Source organism: Thermomicrobiales bacterium, from assembly GCA_023954495.1.
Classification (GTDB): domain Bacteria; phylum Chloroflexota; class Chloroflexia; order Thermomicrobiales; family CFX8; genus JAMLIA01.
Genome location: JAMLIA010000039.1, coordinates 12289 through 28498, shown reverse-complemented (window position 1 = coordinate 28498; position 16210 = coordinate 12289). Strand labels below are relative to the sequence as shown.

11 protein-coding genes are annotated in these 16210 nt (G+C 63.1%); 1 reads left to right on the top strand and 10 read right to left on the bottom strand.

Annotated features, from left to right (window positions below; genetic code table 11):
* Together M9890_09155 and glgB are read right to left on the bottom strand one after the other, a co-directional pair.
* A partial coding sequence (locus tag M9890_09155) for an alpha-amylase family glycosyl hydrolase (GenBank protein MCO5177120.1) occupies positions 1 to 839 on the bottom strand: 839 nt, incomplete at its 3' end.
* A 97-nt stretch (positions 840 to 936) separates the two neighbouring features.
* The gene (gene glgB, locus M9890_09150) at positions 937 to 2892 is read right to left on the bottom strand and encodes a 1,4-alpha-glucan branching protein GlgB (GenBank protein MCO5177119.1); all 1956 of its coding nucleotides are present in this window, start codon (positions 2890 to 2892) and stop codon (positions 937 to 939) included.
* Positions 2893 to 3064: 172 nt separating this feature from the next.
* Here glgB and M9890_09145 point away from each other — a divergent pair, with 172 nt between their 5' ends.
* Entirely contained in the window at positions 3065 to 4390 is a 1326-nt protein-coding gene (locus tag M9890_09145) for an MFS transporter (GenBank protein ID MCO5177118.1), read from the top strand.
* A gap of 3 nt (positions 4391 to 4393) precedes the next feature.
* Here M9890_09145 and M9890_09140 read toward each other — a convergent pair whose 3' ends face one another.
* The 8 genes from M9890_09140 to M9890_09105 form a co-directional block, all read right to left on the bottom strand.
* Positions 4394 to 4555 carry a hypothetical protein gene (locus M9890_09140; GenBank protein ID MCO5177117.1) on the bottom strand — a complete coding sequence of 54 codons (162 nt, stop codon included), beginning with the start codon at positions 4553 to 4555 and terminating at the stop codon, positions 4394 to 4396.
* A gap of 169 nt (positions 4556 to 4724) precedes the next feature.
* Positions 4725 to 6095, bottom strand: a complete 1371-nt coding sequence (locus M9890_09135) for a permease prefix domain 1-containing protein (GenBank protein ID MCO5177116.1) — start codon at positions 6093 to 6095, stop codon at positions 4725 to 4727.
* Positions 6092 to 6484: a helix-turn-helix transcriptional regulator gene (locus M9890_09130; GenBank protein MCO5177115.1), complete on the bottom strand. Its 393-nt coding sequence runs from the start codon at positions 6482 to 6484 to the stop codon at positions 6092 to 6094. Before M9890_09130 ends, M9890_09135 begins: the two co-directional genes overlap by 4 nt.
* 472 nt (positions 6485 to 6956) lie before the next feature.
* Positions 6957 to 10319 (bottom strand): maltose alpha-D-glucosyltransferase, encoded by a 3363-nt coding sequence (gene treS / locus M9890_09125; protein ID MCO5177114.1) that lies wholly within the window; start codon positions 10317 to 10319, stop codon positions 6957 to 6959.
* 46 nt (positions 10320 to 10365) lie between these two features.
* On the bottom strand, positions 10366 to 12345 hold the full coding sequence (locus M9890_09120) for an alpha-1,4-glucan--maltose-1-phosphate maltosyltransferase (GenBank protein MCO5177113.1): 1980 nt from the start codon (positions 12343 to 12345) through the stop codon (positions 10366 to 10368).
* Positions 12346 to 12436: 91 nt separating this feature from the next.
* Positions 12437 to 13060, bottom strand: coding sequence for an RES family NAD+ phosphorylase (locus M9890_09115; GenBank protein ID MCO5177112.1), 624 nt, complete (start codon positions 13058 to 13060; stop codon positions 12437 to 12439).
* Positions 13047 to 13814, bottom strand: a complete 768-nt coding sequence (locus M9890_09110) for a hypothetical protein (GenBank protein MCO5177111.1) — start codon at positions 13812 to 13814, stop codon at positions 13047 to 13049. The genes M9890_09115 and M9890_09110 overlap by 14 nt, the downstream gene beginning before the upstream one ends.
* A gap of 101 nt (positions 13815 to 13915) precedes the next feature.
* Positions 13916 to 16195 (bottom strand): xanthine dehydrogenase family protein molybdopterin-binding subunit, encoded by a 2280-nt coding sequence (locus M9890_09105; protein MCO5177110.1) that lies wholly within the window; start codon positions 16193 to 16195, stop codon positions 13916 to 13918.
* Positions 16196 to 16210 lie beyond the last annotated feature (15 nt).

The following is a 16210-nucleotide window of genomic DNA, read 5'->3' as shown; positions in this document are numbered from 1 at the left end:
CTGCTGAGCTGGCGGAGGAAGTGGGTGGCTGACTCATCAATGATGCGATCGGTCGCGTCGAGCCGGAAGCCATCGATATGATATTCACGCGTCCAGTAGAGCGCGTTCTCGACGAAGAAGCGCCGGACCTCATCGCTCCACGGCCCATCGACATTGACAGCATCGCCCCATGGCGTGTGGTAACGATCGGTGAAGTAGTGGCCGAACTTGGTGAGGTAGTTGCCCTCCGGCCCGAGATGGTTGTAGACGACATCGAGCAGGACAGCGAGGCCGTGCGCGTGGCAGGCATCGACGAGGCGGCGCAGGCCCTCCGGCCCACCATAAGCGGAGTGCGGAGCGAACAGATCGACGCCGTCATATCCCCAGTTGCGCTCGCCGGGGAACTGGACGACCGGCAGCAGCTCAATCGCCGTCACGCCCAGATCGCTGAGATAGGGCAGGAACGGGATGACACCATCGAAGGTACCCTCGGATGAGAAAGTGCCGACGTGCAACTCGTAGATGATCAGCTCGTCCTGGGCGATCCCACGCCAGTCGGCGTCCGTCCAGACGAACGCAGGATCGACAATCGCTGAGGGGCTGTGCACGCCGTCGGGCTGGTACCGCGAGGCCGGGTCCGGCCACTCGTCGCTGCCGTCGAGACGATAGGTGTAGCGGTCGCCAGGGCTGATGCCGTCGACGACAGCGCTGAAGTAGCCGTGTTCACGCGGCTCGAGCGCGATGTAACGTGACTGCTCATCAAGCAGGTGCACTTCAACAGTGCGCGCCTTTGGTGCCCAGACAGTGAAATTGACCCGCTCCTCACCGAGCCAGACCGCGCCCAACTCCAGCTCCGGCATCTCTCCCCCAAGCGTCAGTGTCGATTCTCCCGATTGGCATAACGCATGGCGCGTGCCCTGTCCCGAACTGCAGGACACGGCACGCAGCGGCGCTGGATCAGGATGCGTCGGCCTTCTTGAACATCACAACACCGAGCGGCGGGACGGTAACCGTGAGCGAGTGGTCGCGGCCATGCCAGGCAACCGGCGTGGCGTCAACGCCGCCGAAATTACCCTGGCCGCTGCCCCAGTACTCCTCCGCATCGCTGTTGAGGATCTCACGGTAGAAACCCGCTTCGGCTACACCGACGCGATAGTCGTAGCGCGGCACCGGCGTGAAGTTGCAGACGACAATGACCGACTCGCGACGGTCGCGCGCATGGCGGGCGAACGAGATGACGCTGTTCTCCGTGTCGTTGGCATCCAGCCACTCGTGGCCAACCGGGTCAAAATCCAGCTCGTGCAGCGCCGGCTCAGAGCGATAGGCATTGTTCAGCGCCGTCAGCCAGCGCGAAATGCCGACGTGTGCTTCAGACTCCAACACGTGCCAGTCGAGGCTGCCGTCGTGGTTCCATTCCGAACGTTGGGCCAGCTCGGCGCCCATGAACAGCAGCTTCTTCGCCGGCTGGGCGAACATGTAGCCGTAGAGCGCCCGGAGATTGGCGAACTTCTGCCAGTCGTCGCCGGGCATCTTCTCCAGCAGGCTGCCTTTCAGGTGGACAACTTCGTCGTGCGACAGCGGCAGGACGAAGCTCTCAGTGAAGGCGTACAGTCCACGGAATGTCAGGTAGTTGTGATGGAACCGGCGGTGAATCGGATCCTTCGAGAAGTAGGCCAGCGTGTCGTGCATCCAGCCCATGTCCCACTTCATGCCGAAGCCCAGACCGCCAACATAGATTGGACGTGACACCATCGGCCAGGCGGTCGATTCCTCAGCGATCGTCTGAACGTCCGGGAACGCGCCGTAGACCGCCGTGTTCAGCCGCCGCAGGAAGTCGATCGCTTCGAGGTTCTCGCGCCCGCCGAACTTGTTCGGGATCCACTCGCCCTCTTTGCGCGAGTAGTCGAGATAGAGCATCGACGCGACGGCATCAACCCGCAGCCCGTCGATGTGGTACTGGTCAAGCCAGTAGATCGCGCTCGACATCAGGAACGAACAGACCTCGGGTCGCCCATAGTTGAAGATCGCCGTGTTCCAGTCCGGGTGGTAGCCCTGCCGTGGATCGGCGTGCTCGTACAGGTGCGTGCCGTCGAAGTTGTAGAGGCCGATCTCGTCGGTCGGGAAGTGCGACGGCACCCAGTCGAGGATGACGCCGATGCCGCGCTGGTGGAGATAGTCGACGAAGTACTTGAAATCCTGCGGCGTGCCGAAGCGGCTGGTCGGTGCGAAGAAGCCGGTCGTCTGGTAACCCCACGAGCCGGAGAATGGATGCTCCATGATCGGCAGCAGCTCAACGTGGGTGAAGCCGGTGGTGTGCATATGGTCGGCCAGCTTCGGTGCCATCTCACGATAGGAGAGGGATCTGCCGCCCTCCTCCGGCACACGCATCCACGACTCGAAATGCATCTCGTAGATCGAGATCGGTGCGTCGGCGCTGTTGCGTGTCCCGCGCTCGGCCATCCAGACGTCATCGCCCCACTCATAGGCGAGATCCCAGACAATTGAGCCGGTCTTCGGCGGCGTTTCCGCATGCACGGCGAACGGGTCGGCCTTCTGCACAGCGTAGCCATTGTGCCGTGACCAGATCTGATACTTGTAAATAGCACCCTGCTGGATGGCCGGGACAAAACCTTCCCAGATGCCGGATACGCCCTCGCTCTGGAGCGGAGTCCTCTCAGCGTCCCAGCCGTTGAAATCGCCGACGACACTGACGCGCTCGGCGTTCGGTGCCCAGACGGCGAAGTACGCCCCGTCGACGCCATCAACCGTCACCAGGTGGGAGCCGAGCTTCTCATAGAGTCGCTGGTGGGTGCCTTCGTTGAACAGGAAGACATCGTCGCTGGTCAGCAGCGTCGAGCGACGAATATCGTCGCCCTTCTTCATCGCCTTTGCTTTGGTCGTCTGGTCGGTCAACGTCGCCCTCTCTGGTTCTGTCGACGCGCCATCGCACGTCTCTGGCTGCCTGCGCTGCAAGATATTTGCCAGTGCCAGTCACTTCGCACAATCGTAGCGCGTCAGGCTGCAACAGGTTATATTGATGCTCTATACTTTCGAGGGACAACATCTAGCGGAGGAGCAGCGGCGAATGCAGAAGACTGGCTCATCATCACCTGACGCTCCCGAGGGCGTCAAACGAACCGGACGACGCCAGTCTGCAAGCGCCGCACTGCATCAAACGTTTCGCGCACTCCGCAATCGCAACTACCGCCTGTTCTGGTCGGGGCAGGTCGTTTCGGCAATGGGCACCTGGATGCAGCGGATCGCGCTGGCCTGGCTCGTTCTCGAAATCACCGACTCGCCGCTCGCCCTCGGCCTTGTCACAACGTTTCAAACGCTGCCGGTCCTCTTCCTGTCGCTGTTCGGCGGAGTCATTGCCGATCGCGTATCCAAGCGCAGACTGTTGCTGGTGACGCAGGCAGTCAAGCTCGTTCCGTCGGCCTCCCTCGCAATCCTGGTTATCATCGGCAACACAAACCTGTTAGCCATCTACGTTCTAGCCACGCTGCTGGGCATCACGAACGCCATCGATAGCCCGGCCCGGCAGGCATTCGTGAAGGAACTCGCCGGCCCGGAGGATCTGCCAAACGCCATCGCGCTGAACTCGATCGTGTTCAATTCCGCCCGCCTGATCGGCCCGGCGCTGGGCGGGCTGACAATTGCCTGGGTCGGTGTTGCGGGCTGCTTCACCATCGATGCGATCAGCTTTGTCGCGGTGCTGATCGGTCTGGCGATGATGCGCGAGGAGGAGCTGTTCGACGTGCCGAATCCTCCGAAGGGTCGCATGCTGAACCAGATTTCCGAGGGTGTGCGCTACGCAGCGCGAACGCCGGACATCGCGCTTGTGCTGATTCTGATGGCCGTCATCGGCACGTTCGGCTACAACTTCACCGTCCTGCTGCCGCTGATTGCCAAGTACGTGCTCGATGCCGGGCCAATCGGCTTCGGTATCCTGACCTCGTCGATGGCCGTGGGTTCGCTGTCGGCAGCACTTGGCATTGCCTATTCCGGGCGCGTCTCCAGACGCACGCTGATGATTGGCGCAACTGGCTTTCCAGTGCTGCTAACGGGTCTGGCGCTGTCCAACATCTGGCTTACGACCGTTGCTGTCCTGATTGCACTGGGCGTGTTCAGCATCACCTTCAGCGCGACCGCCAATAGCCGCCTGCAGATGCTCAGCGTACCGGAGATGCGCGGCCGCGTAATGAGCTTCTACACGCTGCTGTTTATGGGCTCGACACCGATCGGCAGCCTTGTCATCGGCACGCTGGCCGACCACCAGGGGGTGCAGGCCGCCACCGCCGAGGTCGCGCTGATCTGTGCCGTCGGCGTCGTCATTGGCTACCTCTACATCCGCGCGCACGGTACTGAAACGGCGGAGCAGCCGATGCTGCACCAGCAGCGGGTGCCGTGACCGTTAGATGCGCTGGTTCCGCTGCAACTGTTCCGCCTCACCAAGCTGATGCCCTGCCGACTTCTTCGGCTCCCAACTCGGCCCCAGGACTGCACGCAGAATGCGCGATGCGACCCATGACACGACCAGCAGGAGCGTGAGTCCTCCAGCTAACCAATAGAGCATTAGGGTGTTCCCTTCGGCGCGTCTTTATGCGGGGTCGTGACGCTCGCATGCGGCCATGCCGGTGGGTGCCGACCGGGTGGGTTGGCGGCTGAACGGGCGTATGCAATACGCCCGTACATTACCAACGTCTGTCGTGATAAGTATTGCCTGTCGGACGAGCCACTTCTCATCAGATGTAATCGAACAGCGGAGGGAAGACAACGACGACGGTGGCCGCCCAGAGTGCATAGACTGGGATGTAACGCGTCTGCCAGCGCTCCAGGCTGGCGAAGGTGCCGCGTCCGCGCAGGAACTGGACGTAGAGCACAGCCGACCAGGCGAGATTCACCAGCAACAGGACGTTCACGCCCAGCGCAGCCGTCCGGTTTGGCGTGAAGCCGAAGTCGTTGATCCGTGATGCAATCGCCCACAACGCGACCGCGTTCGCCAGTAACGCACTGACGACAAGGATGATCTGCAGCAGGTCGAACGGCCCGGCCGCCGCGTGCTGATCGCGAGCTGAGATCGAGTAGAGCAGCAGGCCAAGCACGACGATCAGCAGCAGATCGAAGACGATCAGCGCATCACGTTCGATGGCGATGCCACGCCCGGTCCAGACCAGCGCGCCGAGGAACGCCAGCAGCATCGCCGCGAACATCGGCGTGAACAGGCGCGTCAGCACCGGAGCCATGTTCTCGATCACGCTCTGCTTGGCTTCAACCAGCCACGACGCAACCAGCACCGCGCCGACCGCACCACACGGCAGCATCCACGACTCGAAGAAGCGCTCGATATCGATCCCGATCGCCTGAAAGATGACGGCCATGACGCCCATCAGGACGCCGCCGCCCAAAGCGATCAGGACATAATAGATAAACAGTTCGCCGGAGAAACGGATGAAGTCCATCCGGCCACTGACCTCGTTCCAGCGGCCACCGGCGTAGGCGATGCCAACCGCCAGCCAGAGGGCAATCGGCAGGTGCAATGCGGTCAGCGACTCGCTCGCCCCACCGCTGACGAACGAATAGACGTTGGCGAAGATCCCGGCTGCAATGAACGGCAGCACCAGCCAGCGCGCCATATGCAGCGCCATCCGCCGCTTCCAGACGAAGTACATCGTCAGGAACGGCAGGACGAACAAGCTGGCGTTGCGTGCGTAAAACCCGGCATCGCCATCCAGATCAAGGCCGAACAGTGACGGCAGCTTGATCGCAATTGCCGCGACGATTGCAAAGCCGATGGCGACGACTGCGTCGGTGCGGCGCAAGCCGGCCGCCGTAGTACTCTCCGGCCCGGCGACGACGAGCTGCTTCCAAAGCCGGTCCGCGTGCTCACGAGCGAATTCGCGCGAAAGCGCATCCAGGCTGCCGATACGCTTGACCGCGACGAGGAACGCCTCGTCGGTCGAGAGGTCGGCGTCCACGAGCACGTCGATCTGCTCGCGCAGGTGATCTTCCAACTCATCGATATCGACCGGGTGGATCGTCTGTCGCCGACGAAGGTACGAGCGCCAGAGGTCGATCTGATCCTCCAGCGACAGTGCCGGCCCATTCGCCGTCATTGCCCGGCTCCTTCCGGCGCAGCGCCAAACGCTGCCGATGCCCCGTCAGCTACCGGAGCGGATAGCGCGTTCCAGATATTGCGCATCGTCGAATCGACGGCCAGCCACTGTCGGCGCTCCTCGGCCAGTTGCGCCTCGCCCTGTGCGGTGATGCGGTAGTACTTGCGCCGTCGGCCGGTGTCCGCCGTCTCCCAGCGCGCCTCGACGTGGCCGAGGCGCTCGAGGCGATGCAGCACCGGATAGAGCATCCCGTCGGTCCACTCCATCCGCCCACCGGACACTTCCCGCACCCGCTGCAGAATCGCGTAGCCGTAACTGTCGTCCTCCGCCAGAATCGCCAGAACGATCGGCGTTGATGTCGCAGCAATCAGGTCCTTGTTGATCCCCATCGCGTTACCTGCTCTCGTCGCTCAGAACGGTGTCCAGTCCGGAAGTGCCGATCGGGTCCCGCCTGCGTTGGACTCAGTCGAGCGGTGGGATGATTTCTCACTGCGGTTCGAAATGACAGGACAAAAAGTTGGCTGCCGATTGGACAACTTGACATTGACAACCCATTGAGTGGGTCGTCAGTGCCAGCAATGGCGAGCATCCCGGTACGACAGCCAACCCTTTCTCCTGTCATTTCGAACCGCAGTGAGAAATCTCCCACCCGCTCGACTGAGTCCAACGCAGGAGAGCCCCACAAACCTGCGCTCCGGGCGTGAAATGACGCTGGTCGGACCACGCTGTCAGATCGGACTGCTCGACATCCATGCACTGATACTCCTGCCCGGTGCACCGCGTATCTAGCAGCATTATACATTGCAGAGCAATGTATAGAAGTCACTGCAATCGAGTTGCTCCTGTATCGGCGTTTCGCGGCTAGTCGATCGCGAGCGGAGCCAACAGGTCAAGCAAGCCAGACAGAGGGATGCGCACCCAGTCAGGTCGATTGTTGAGCTCGTAGTTCAGCTCATAGATCGCCTTGTCCAGCAGCAGGATGTCCAGCAGCAATCCGAGCGTCTCGCGGTCGCTTGGCAGGAAGCTTTCCCCTGCGGCTGTCTCAAGGTAGCCGGCCAGAAACGACGAGGCGACCCACTGGTACCAGAAGAGGGCCCATGACCGCGGATCGGGATCGTCTGCGGTAAGCAGGCCGCTCTCGCGCAACTCCAGCAGCGCCGACCAGGCGGCGTAGTCGAACGACCGAAGCATCCCGGCGACGTCTCGCAGGGGCGAGCGCTTGATACGCCGCTGGCTGAGCGGTCGCATCGGCTCACCCTCGAAATCGATGATGACGAAGTCCCGCCCGGTGAACAGCACCTGCCCCAGATGGTAGTCGCCGTGTACGCGGATACGTTGCCCGTCGATGCGCCGGTCAACGACCGTGCGGTAGTGCGCCAGCAATTGCGGCTGCAGCGCGAGCAGGCGGTCAACGTCATCGATCAGATCGTCCGGCAGGTGCTTGTGCTGCTTGCGCAGCGTCTGGAACACCTCGTTGGCGTAGCTGCGCGTCGATTGATAGAGCGAGCGCTGGCCCATGGTGGTGTAGCTCTCCGGCGCGAATGCGGGATCGTCCAGGCCAGACAGCGCAATGTGCATCTCGGCAGTGCGCACGCCCAGCAGGTGGGCGTCGGCGAGGAAGCCGCTCACGAGTTCAGACGCCTGCTCACTGGGGCCGTTTTCGGCATCGGTCAGCAGCTGCCGGGTGCTGGTGACAACCGTCTCAATCTCCGGGCGGTCGGCCAGCATCCGATCGTAGAAATTCGCGGCGACATCGAGCGCGTACGACCAGGCATCGCCCTCGTTTTTGACGAAGCCCTGCAGGATGCCGAGCGTCATCGGCTCTTCGCCAGATGCGCGGTATTCAATCGCCCCGGCCACCGGCGCGATGTTGGCGAGTTCGCTGCGCTCGGTGAGTGCCCTGCCGATCTCCAGGTCGGGGTTGATGCCCGGTGCGAGACGGCGAATCACCTTCAGGATGAGCCGATCGCCCAGCGTGACGGAGCTGTTGCTCTGCTCGGCGCGGACGTTCGTCGCTTCGGGCAACTGATCCATCCCGGCAGTCAGCGTGCGATAAGCTCGCGTCGTGAACGCCGAGATTGCGCCACGCTCACCACGCAGGCGCCCTCGACGGCTGATCAGGCCCACGAGCGCCTGACCGAATGCCGGGTCCCACATCGCGTCGTACAGCAGACCGTCCGCACCGTTGGCGCTCAGCCGCGTGAAGATCGCGTGCGGCATGTAGTTGCTGATGTCCTGCGCCCGCTCACCGGTGGCGAAGGCCAACGGCAAGACGTACGTGTCCGGGTCACCCTCGGCATATTCGACGCGCAGAATCAGCATTTGCGCCGACGTTCCGTCGTAGGGCACAGTCAGACGATCAGTGATCGTGGCCTGCCGCGGACGGCGTGCCTTGCCAGCGAACCAGCGCCGCGACAGCAGGTACTCGGGCAACATCTGCGTGAACCGGTCGTGCGCACTCCCACTGAACACCGTTGCCCAGTCGCCTCGGACAGCGAGCTGGGGCAGCGCAGAGACATCGTCGTCCGACGATATGCGCTCGCCACTGACGCGCTGCTGTTCCAGCGAGAAGAAGTAGAACGAGTGCGGGCCGAGCGTGACGAAGTAGGGCAACTCGCCGATCTGCGGGAACTCAGTCCGACCAAACATCTCGACCGGTGCCATACCGCGATAGCTCGACAGGTCTAGCTCGACGCCCTGCGCGAAGCGCGACAGGTTGGCTACGACCAGGATGACTTCGTCCTCGTACGTCCGGATGAAGCTGAGCACCTTGCGGTTATCGGGATTGAGAAACTCGATCGTCCCGCGTCCAAACGCCCGGTAGCGCTTGCGCAGCGCAATCAACCGCTTCATCCACCAGAGCAACGACTGCGGATTAGCCTGCTGCGTCTCAACATTGACGGTCGAGTAGTGGTACTCCGGGTCGGTGATGACCGGCAGGAAGAGGCGTTGCGAATTGGCGTCGGAGAAACCGGCGTTGCGGTCGCCGCTCCACTGCATCGGCGTGCGAACGCCGTTGCGATCGCCGAGGAAGATGTTGTCGCCCATGCCGATCTCGTCGCCATAGTAGATGATCGGCGTGCCGGGCAGCGAAAACAGCAGGCCGTTGAGCAGCTCGATGCGCCGTCGGTTGTTCTGCACGAGTGGGGCGAGGCGGCGGCGGATGCCGAGGTTGATCCGCGCCTGCGGATCCTGCGCGTAGGCGCGATACATGTAGTCGCGCTCCTCGTCGGTCACCATTTCGAGCGTCAGCTCATCGTGATTGCGCAGGAACATGGCCCACTGGCAGTTGTCGGGGATCTCCGGCGTCTGATCGAGGATGTCGACGATCGGGTAGCGATCCTCCATCCGCAGTGCCATGTAGAGCCGTGGCATGACCGGGAAGTTGAAGGCCATATGGCATTCGTCACCGTCGCCGAAATACTCGACGGTGTCCTCCGGCCACTGATTCGCCTCGGCCAGCAGCATCCGGTCGCGATAGTTGTTGTCGACAAACGCACGCACCTTCTTCAGGAACGCGTGCGTCTCGGGCAGGTTCTCACAGTTGGTGCCTTCGCGCTCGTAGAGATAGGGGATCGCATCCAGCCGCACGCCGTCGACGCCGGCGTCGAGCCAGAAGCTCATGGCCTTGAACAGCGCTTCGTGAACTCGCGGATTGTCGAAGTTCAGATCGGGCTGGCTGGAGTAGAAGCGATGCCAGTAGTACGCACCGGCGACGCGATCCCAGGTCCAGTTGGAGACCTCGAAGTCCTTGAAGATGATGCGCGCCTCAGGGTACTCGGTGCCGGTGTCGCTCCAGACATAGAAGTCACGCGCCGGTGTACCCGGATTGGCTGTGCGTGCGCGCTGGAACCAGGCGTGCTGGTCTGACGTGTGGTTGAAGACGAGCTCAGTGATGACCCGCAGACCGCGCCGGTGCGCCTCGCGGACGAATGTCCGGGCGTCGCGAATGGTGCCGTAGATCGGGTTGACGTCGGTGTAATCGGCGATGTCGTAGCCGTCGTCGCGCAATGGTGATGGGTAGAACGGCAAAATCCAGATCGCGGTGACGCCGAGATCCTGCAGATAATCGAGCTTCTCGATCAGGCCGGCGAAGTCGCCGATACCGTCAGCGTTCGAGTCGCGAAACGCCCGCACGTGCGCCTGATAGATGACTGCGTCCTTGTACCAGAGCGGATTTTCTTCGGGGAATTGCTCGACGGTACGACGCTTTCGATTCACCATTCGTTGCGGACGATCCCTTCCGTATGGGTCGACAGTAGCGACCGGCTTACATGAAATAGTCGAAGTCGTGCTCGGAGTGCACGTGCCGCCGAACATGGAAGATGTGTGCCGGCATCGCGTGCGGATCGAGCATGACGAAGTTGCGGTAGCCGCTCCAGAGGTAGTGCCCACCGCCGAGCAAGTCGTGCACCTGATACGTCTCGCCCTGATCCAGACCGAGGTCGTGAATCTGCAGATCGATCCAGCCGGACTGCGTGTGGTGCGGGTCCATGTTGACGACGGTCAGCACGATGTCGCCCGACTCCCCGTCGATCTTGGTGTAGGCGATGAGCTGGTCGTTGTCGGTCGGGTGGAATTGCAGTGTGTCGTTGCGCTGCAGGGCGGGGTGCGACCGTCGGACGCGATTGACGATGCCAATGATCTCGCGCAGGCTATCGCGCCGCTCCAGATCCCAGCGGCGGATCTCGTACTTCTCCGAATTCAGATACTCCTCGCGCCCGACCGCGAGCGGCTCGTGCTCCAGTAGCTCGAACGCGGGGCCGTAGATCCCGTAGCTGGACGAGAGTGTCGCTGCCAGAATCAGCCGCGCGATGAACATCGGGCGCCCGCCATATTGCAGGTGCTCGGGCAGAATGTCTGGTGTGTTCGGCCAGAAGCTGGGCCGGAAATACTCCTGCAGCTCGCTCTGCGTCAGCTCGGTCAGGTACTCCTCCAGCTCCCAGCGTGTCGTCCGCCAGGTGAAGTAGGTGTACGACTGGGTGAAGCCGACCTTCGCCAGCCGCGCCATGACCTTCGGGCGGGTAAACGCCTCCGAGAGAAAGATCGTCTCCGGATACTCGGCCTTGATCGTCCCGATCAGATGCTCCCAGAAGGCGAATGGCTTGGTGTGCGGATTATCGACCCGGAAGACGCGGACACCCTGGCGACACCAGTGGCGCACCACGTCGGTCAGCTCATCCCACAACCCCTGCCAGTCGTCCGTCTCGAAGTCGAACGGGTAGATGTCCTGATACTTCTTCGGCGGGTTCTCGGCGTACTGGATCGTGCCGTCCGGCCGAGCGCGGAACCACTCGGCGTTCGTCGCCACGTACGGGTGATCGGGCGACGCCTGGAAAGCGATGTCGAGCGCCAGCGAAATCTCGTGGGTGCGGGCTGCCTCGGCGAGATGCCGCACGTCCTCCAGCGTGCCGAGGCACGGGTGCACGTCACGGTGGCCGCCCTCGGGTCCACCGATTGCCCACGGGCTGCCCAGATCGTCCGGCTCTGCCTCGGTGGTGTTGTTCGGCCCCTTGCGGAACTGGCGGCCGATCGGGTGGATCGGCGGCAGATAGAGAATGTCGAACCCAAGCTCGGCGATGTACGGCAGCAGCCGCTCGACATCGCGCAGGGTGCCGTGCTCGCCTTCCGTCTGCGCTGTCGAACGCGGGAACAGCTCGTACCAGGCGCTGAAGCGGGCCAGCGGCGGATCAACGCGCACCGGCAGCACCTTGTCGTAGGTGACGGCGTGCTCGCGCTTGCCGCAGCGCCACATCAGCTCGGCCAGCTCGGCGGAGAGCGCGGTATCGACCGCACTCTCTGCATTCTTATCGAGCTGCTTGGCGATCCGTCTAAGGCTCGTCCCGTCGGCTCGCTTCGAGCCCTTGGCAGCGGCAGCCACGATCTGCGCGCCGATGCGCAAATCGACTGCGACGTCCTGCTCGGCAGCGACACGCTTTTCGAGGTCATGCACCCAGGTCCGGAAGCGATCGACCCAGGCAATGATCGTGTATTCGTAGCGGCCCAGATCGGCGACCGTAAACGTTGACCGCCAGCGATCGTTGCCGAGCGGCTCCATCGCAGTCTCGATCCAGTCGCGGTCACCTACCCGGCGATATTGCAGGATCGCCGCGACCTCATCGTGGCCATCGGTGTAGACATCGGCTTCAACCGAGACCGACTCACCGGTGACACGCTTGATTGCAAACCGGCCGCAATCAATCTCTGGACGAACCCCTTCAATCACAACTCGGCTGCGCCCGTCGGTCATGCTGTCCCCTTCAAGTCGCGTCGGCAGGCCTCCCAGCCGAGAGTATGCCTGTTCACCCTGCGCTAGCGCGCACGGCTCGTGCCAGCCTGAGTTAGCGGGTGGTTACGAGCAGACCGAAGTCCCAGATATCGAGAAGATCCGCCAGCAACCTGGCGTGTTGCGTGTCGATCAGCGTGCTGAGATGCTCGACATTGAGAAGATCGCCAGCGCGCTCGTAGATCGCGACGCAGACGAGGGACGGGTCATGGCGCGAGCGGTAGCGGACGCCGTCGAGCTGGTCGGGGTGGTTGTGGAGTGCGGCAGTCCAGCGCTGAGCGATGCGGTAGTCGCCGGTGCAGAGCCGATTGTCAGCGTCCAGGCGACGCAATCCAGCGGCTGTCAGATCCACCAGTCTTAGTGGCCGACGCGACGTAATGCGGACAAGCCCGCGCCCGGCAAGCTCTCGATCAGTTACCAGCCGCAGCGCCCCGCCGAGCCGCCCAAACGTCTCAATGAAGGCGCAGCCCGGGCCGTCGCCGGCATACAGCACACCGAATGCGCCATCTGGTGCGTCGAAGCGAAATTGCGCGGCACGCCCGAAGTGCAAAGGATCGCGATCGATGCGGTGGAGTCGAAACAGGTCGGTATTCAGTTGCACAATCGGCAGACGTCGCGCGTTGAGGTCGGACGGCGGCGCGGGATGCGGCCCGGGCTGGCCGCTATCAGGCTGCTCCATGCTCGCCGACGAGTTGTGCGGCGTCTAATGCCCTGCCGACGTCGCCGCGCCGAAGAGCATCCAGCGGTCGTTCGCCATTCAGTCGATCGTTGACTTCCAGCATGAAGACCGCCTGCGTCCACGGGTCATGGCCACTGAGTGCTTTGAGCACCTCCGGTAACCCAGGCAATACACCCACCTGCGGATCGAACTGCCAGGCGGGGTAGGCATACCCGCGCCGACCAGTTGTCAGCCCGATCAGTGTCCCGGCACGCCGACGCTTCTCGACTGCCTGGCGGGTGACGCCAAGAGCCTCAGCTACGGCAGCCGCCGAGAGCACGCCGCCTTCAGCCGCCAGCACCTGCGCGCTCCGCGCGAAGCCACGCAGCCGCGCGGCCGCCAGCGGATCGTGCAGGTCTTCGCGAACCCGTGGCTCACTGAGGATCTGGACAAGCACGTCGAGATCGGTCGGGGCGCCCGTCGCTTCGGCCAGCGCTGACTCATCAGCGTGCTCGGCGAGCTCTGCTATCGCCCTCAGTGCACGCGCGGCGAACGCCTCGCGCGTCCGCGTCAGACGCGACTCACGCAGGCGCTCGACGGCACTCTCTATATTTGCCAGACGCGGAACTGCGACTGCTTCGGCATTGTTCAGGCTCATGCGTTCTACCTCAATCTTGTTACCGAGGTAATGGTAGCACGCATATGCAACTTCGACAACCTCGGAGGTCGTCAATTGACGGTGTAACAGGACGGCGAGCGCCACTGCTGTCTGCATGTTGACAGCTGGGAGGAACTCTTCAAGGTCGCCACGCCAGAAATGAAAGAGAGGCGAGCCACTATAGCTCGCCCCCCTCGTCATCCTGCGTTGTATCCGCGCTACTCGCTCTGGCTCATGCCCTTCACCACGCGCTCAGGGGTGAATGGGATCTGGGTGAAGCGCTTGCCGGCGGTGGCGTTGGCCAGGGCATTGCCGATTGCGGCCGGGCCGGGGATGATCGGCGGCTCGCCGATGCCCTTCGCGCCGTGCGGGCCGGAGCGGGCGGGCACCTCGACAATGACGGTCTCGATCGGCGGGATTTGAACTGATGACGGCACTGCATAATCCATCAGTGTCGAGGAGATCAGTTGGCCGTCTTCGCCGTACTCGATGCCCTCGTAGAGCGCGAAGCCGATCGACTGCGCTGTGCCGCCGATCATCTGACCCTCGACCATTGCCGGGTTGAGCGCCTTGCCGACATCCTGCACAGTCAGGTAGCGATCGAGGCTGACTGCGCCAGTGTCGGGATCAACCTTGAGTTGCGCGACCTGGCCGGAGAAGCCAGGAGCGCGGTCGGTCTGCGCCGACTTACCGATCCCGTAGACCGGCTCATACTTGCCGCCGAACGTCATGCTCTTCTGCGCCACGGATGCGACGGTCATTTCCTTGTCCGGCGCGCCCTTCACCCGAACCTTGCCCTCGATCATCTCCAGATCGTCCGGCGATGCCTCGAGCTCACTACCGGCGATTTCCAGAATCTGCCGCCGCGCCTCGTCGGCTGCGCGAATGACAGCCGGGCCGAGCGTGTAGGTGACCTTCGATCCGCCACTCATGCCGGCGTACGGGGCCGTGCCGGTGTCAGCAGTTTCGATCCTCACCTTGTCGACCTCGATGCCGAACGCTTCGGCGGCCAGCATTGCCATGACGGTGTTCGTGCCGGTGATGTCGCTGGAGCCGAGCTGGACGACGAGCGATCCGTCGGTGTTAACGCGCACATTAGCAGCGCACGGCTCGATGCCGCCCGGCCAGCCACCGATAGCAAGGCCGAAGCCGGAGTTGTCGCCGGTCTGCCGTTCCTTCCAGATCGGATGCTCGCGGATCGTTTCGAGGATCTCCTTGATGCCGATGCGCGGCCACGGCACGCCGTTTGGTTGCGGGTCGCCCTCCACCGAGCAGTTATGCAGGCGGAACTCCAGCGGATCCCAGCCCAGCTTCGTCGCCAGCTCATCGACGGCCTGCTCGACAGCGAACGTTGCCTGCGGTGCGCCAGGTGCGCGATAGGCACCGTTGCCCGGCTTGTTGGTCAGCACTTCGTAGCCGACCAGCTCCAGCGCGCCCATGCGGTAATAGCCGCCGAGCATGAGGGCCGCTACGGTGACCGGCGTACCCGGGTAGCAACCGGAGTCGAACACGATCCGCGCCTGCAGCGCTGTGATCGCGCCGTCCTTCGTGCCGCCCATCTTGATGTCGGTGATCGAGCCCGGGGCCGGATTCCCCATCGACAGCTCTTCGGATCGCGTCATCGTGATCTTGACCGGCGCGCTGTGCTTGCGAGCAATCCAACCGGCCAGCGGCTCAAGCATCACGGCCTTGCCGCCGAAGCCACCGCCGACCTCCATGCCGACGACCTTGACCTCGTTCTGCGGCAGACCGAGGACATCTGCGGTGGTGTTGCGGGTGAAGAACTGGCCCTGCGTCGTCGTGTAGACCGTCAGGTTGCCCATCGGGTCCGGCACTGCAACCGACGCGTGCGGCTCGATGTACGACTGGTGCACCCAGTTCGTGACATAGCGGCGCTCGACAATGACGTCGGCTGCGGCGAACGCCGCCTCGACATCGCCGCGCGTGAACTTTGCTGCGCCGGTAATATTGTCCGGCATACGCGAGATATCGAGATCGTCGCCGCCCGAGACTGTCGCGTGCATCTGCATCTCTGCGCCATCGTCGCCGCCGGACTTCTTGCGGATGACGGCAGCGCTCGGCTCCATCGCAGCAAGCGGATCGACGACCGGGTCGAGTTCGGTGTAATCAACCTCGACCAGCTCGGCAGCTTCGGCGGCAGCGGTCTCTGACGTCGCCAGCACGACAGCGACGGGCTGCCCGTAGTAGAGCGCCTTGTCGCGTGCCAGCAGGTGGTGGTTACGATCGGCGGGTTCATCGCCGGTTGGATGCACGTCGCGGCCAGTGTAGACGGCGACAACGCCCGGATAGGCCAGTGCGGCGGTGGCGTCGATCCCATTGATCTCGGCATGCGGGTAGATGCTCGTCACCAGACGAGCATGCAGCATGCCGTGCATCTGGAGATCGTCAACGTAGCGCGTCGCGCCGGTGACTTTCTTATCGCCTTCAATACGCTTTTGTGGTTTCCCGATGATGACGGGATCAGCTGTCGCTGTCATGGTCCTCCCGATTCG

Bases quoted from the DNA above. Each gene is read 5' to 3' on its own strand.
- M9890_09145 (MCO5177118.1), top strand. From the start codon at position 3,065: ATGCAGAAGACTGGCTCATCATCACCTGACGCTCCCGAGGGCGTCAAA.
- M9890_09140 (MCO5177117.1), bottom strand. From the start codon at position 4,555: ATGCTCTATTGGTTAGCTGGAGGACTCACGCTCCTGCTGGTCGTGTCA.
- M9890_09135 (MCO5177116.1), bottom strand. From the start codon at position 6,095: ATGACGGCGAATGGGCCGGCACTGTCGCTGGAGGATCAGATCGACCTC.
- M9890_09130 (MCO5177115.1), bottom strand. From the start codon at position 6,484: ATGGGGATCAACAAGGACCTGATTGCTGCGACATCAACGCCGATCGTT.
- treS (MCO5177114.1), bottom strand. From the start codon at position 10,319: ATGGTGAATCGAAAGCGTCGTACCGTCGAGCAATTCCCCGAAGAAAAT.
- M9890_09120 (MCO5177113.1), bottom strand. From the start codon at position 12,345: ATGACCGACGGGCGCAGCCGAGTTGTGATTGAAGGGGTTCGTCCAGAG.
- M9890_09115 (MCO5177112.1), bottom strand. From the start codon at position 13,060: ATGGAGCAGCCTGATAGCGGCCAGCCCGGGCCGCATCCCGCGCCGCCG.
- M9890_09110 (MCO5177111.1), bottom strand. From the start codon at position 13,814: ATGCAGACAGCAGTGGCGCTCGCCGTCCTGTTACACCGTCAATTGACG.
- M9890_09105 (MCO5177110.1), bottom strand. From the start codon at position 16,195: ATGACAGCGACAGCTGATCCCGTCATCATCGGGAAACCACAAAAGCGT.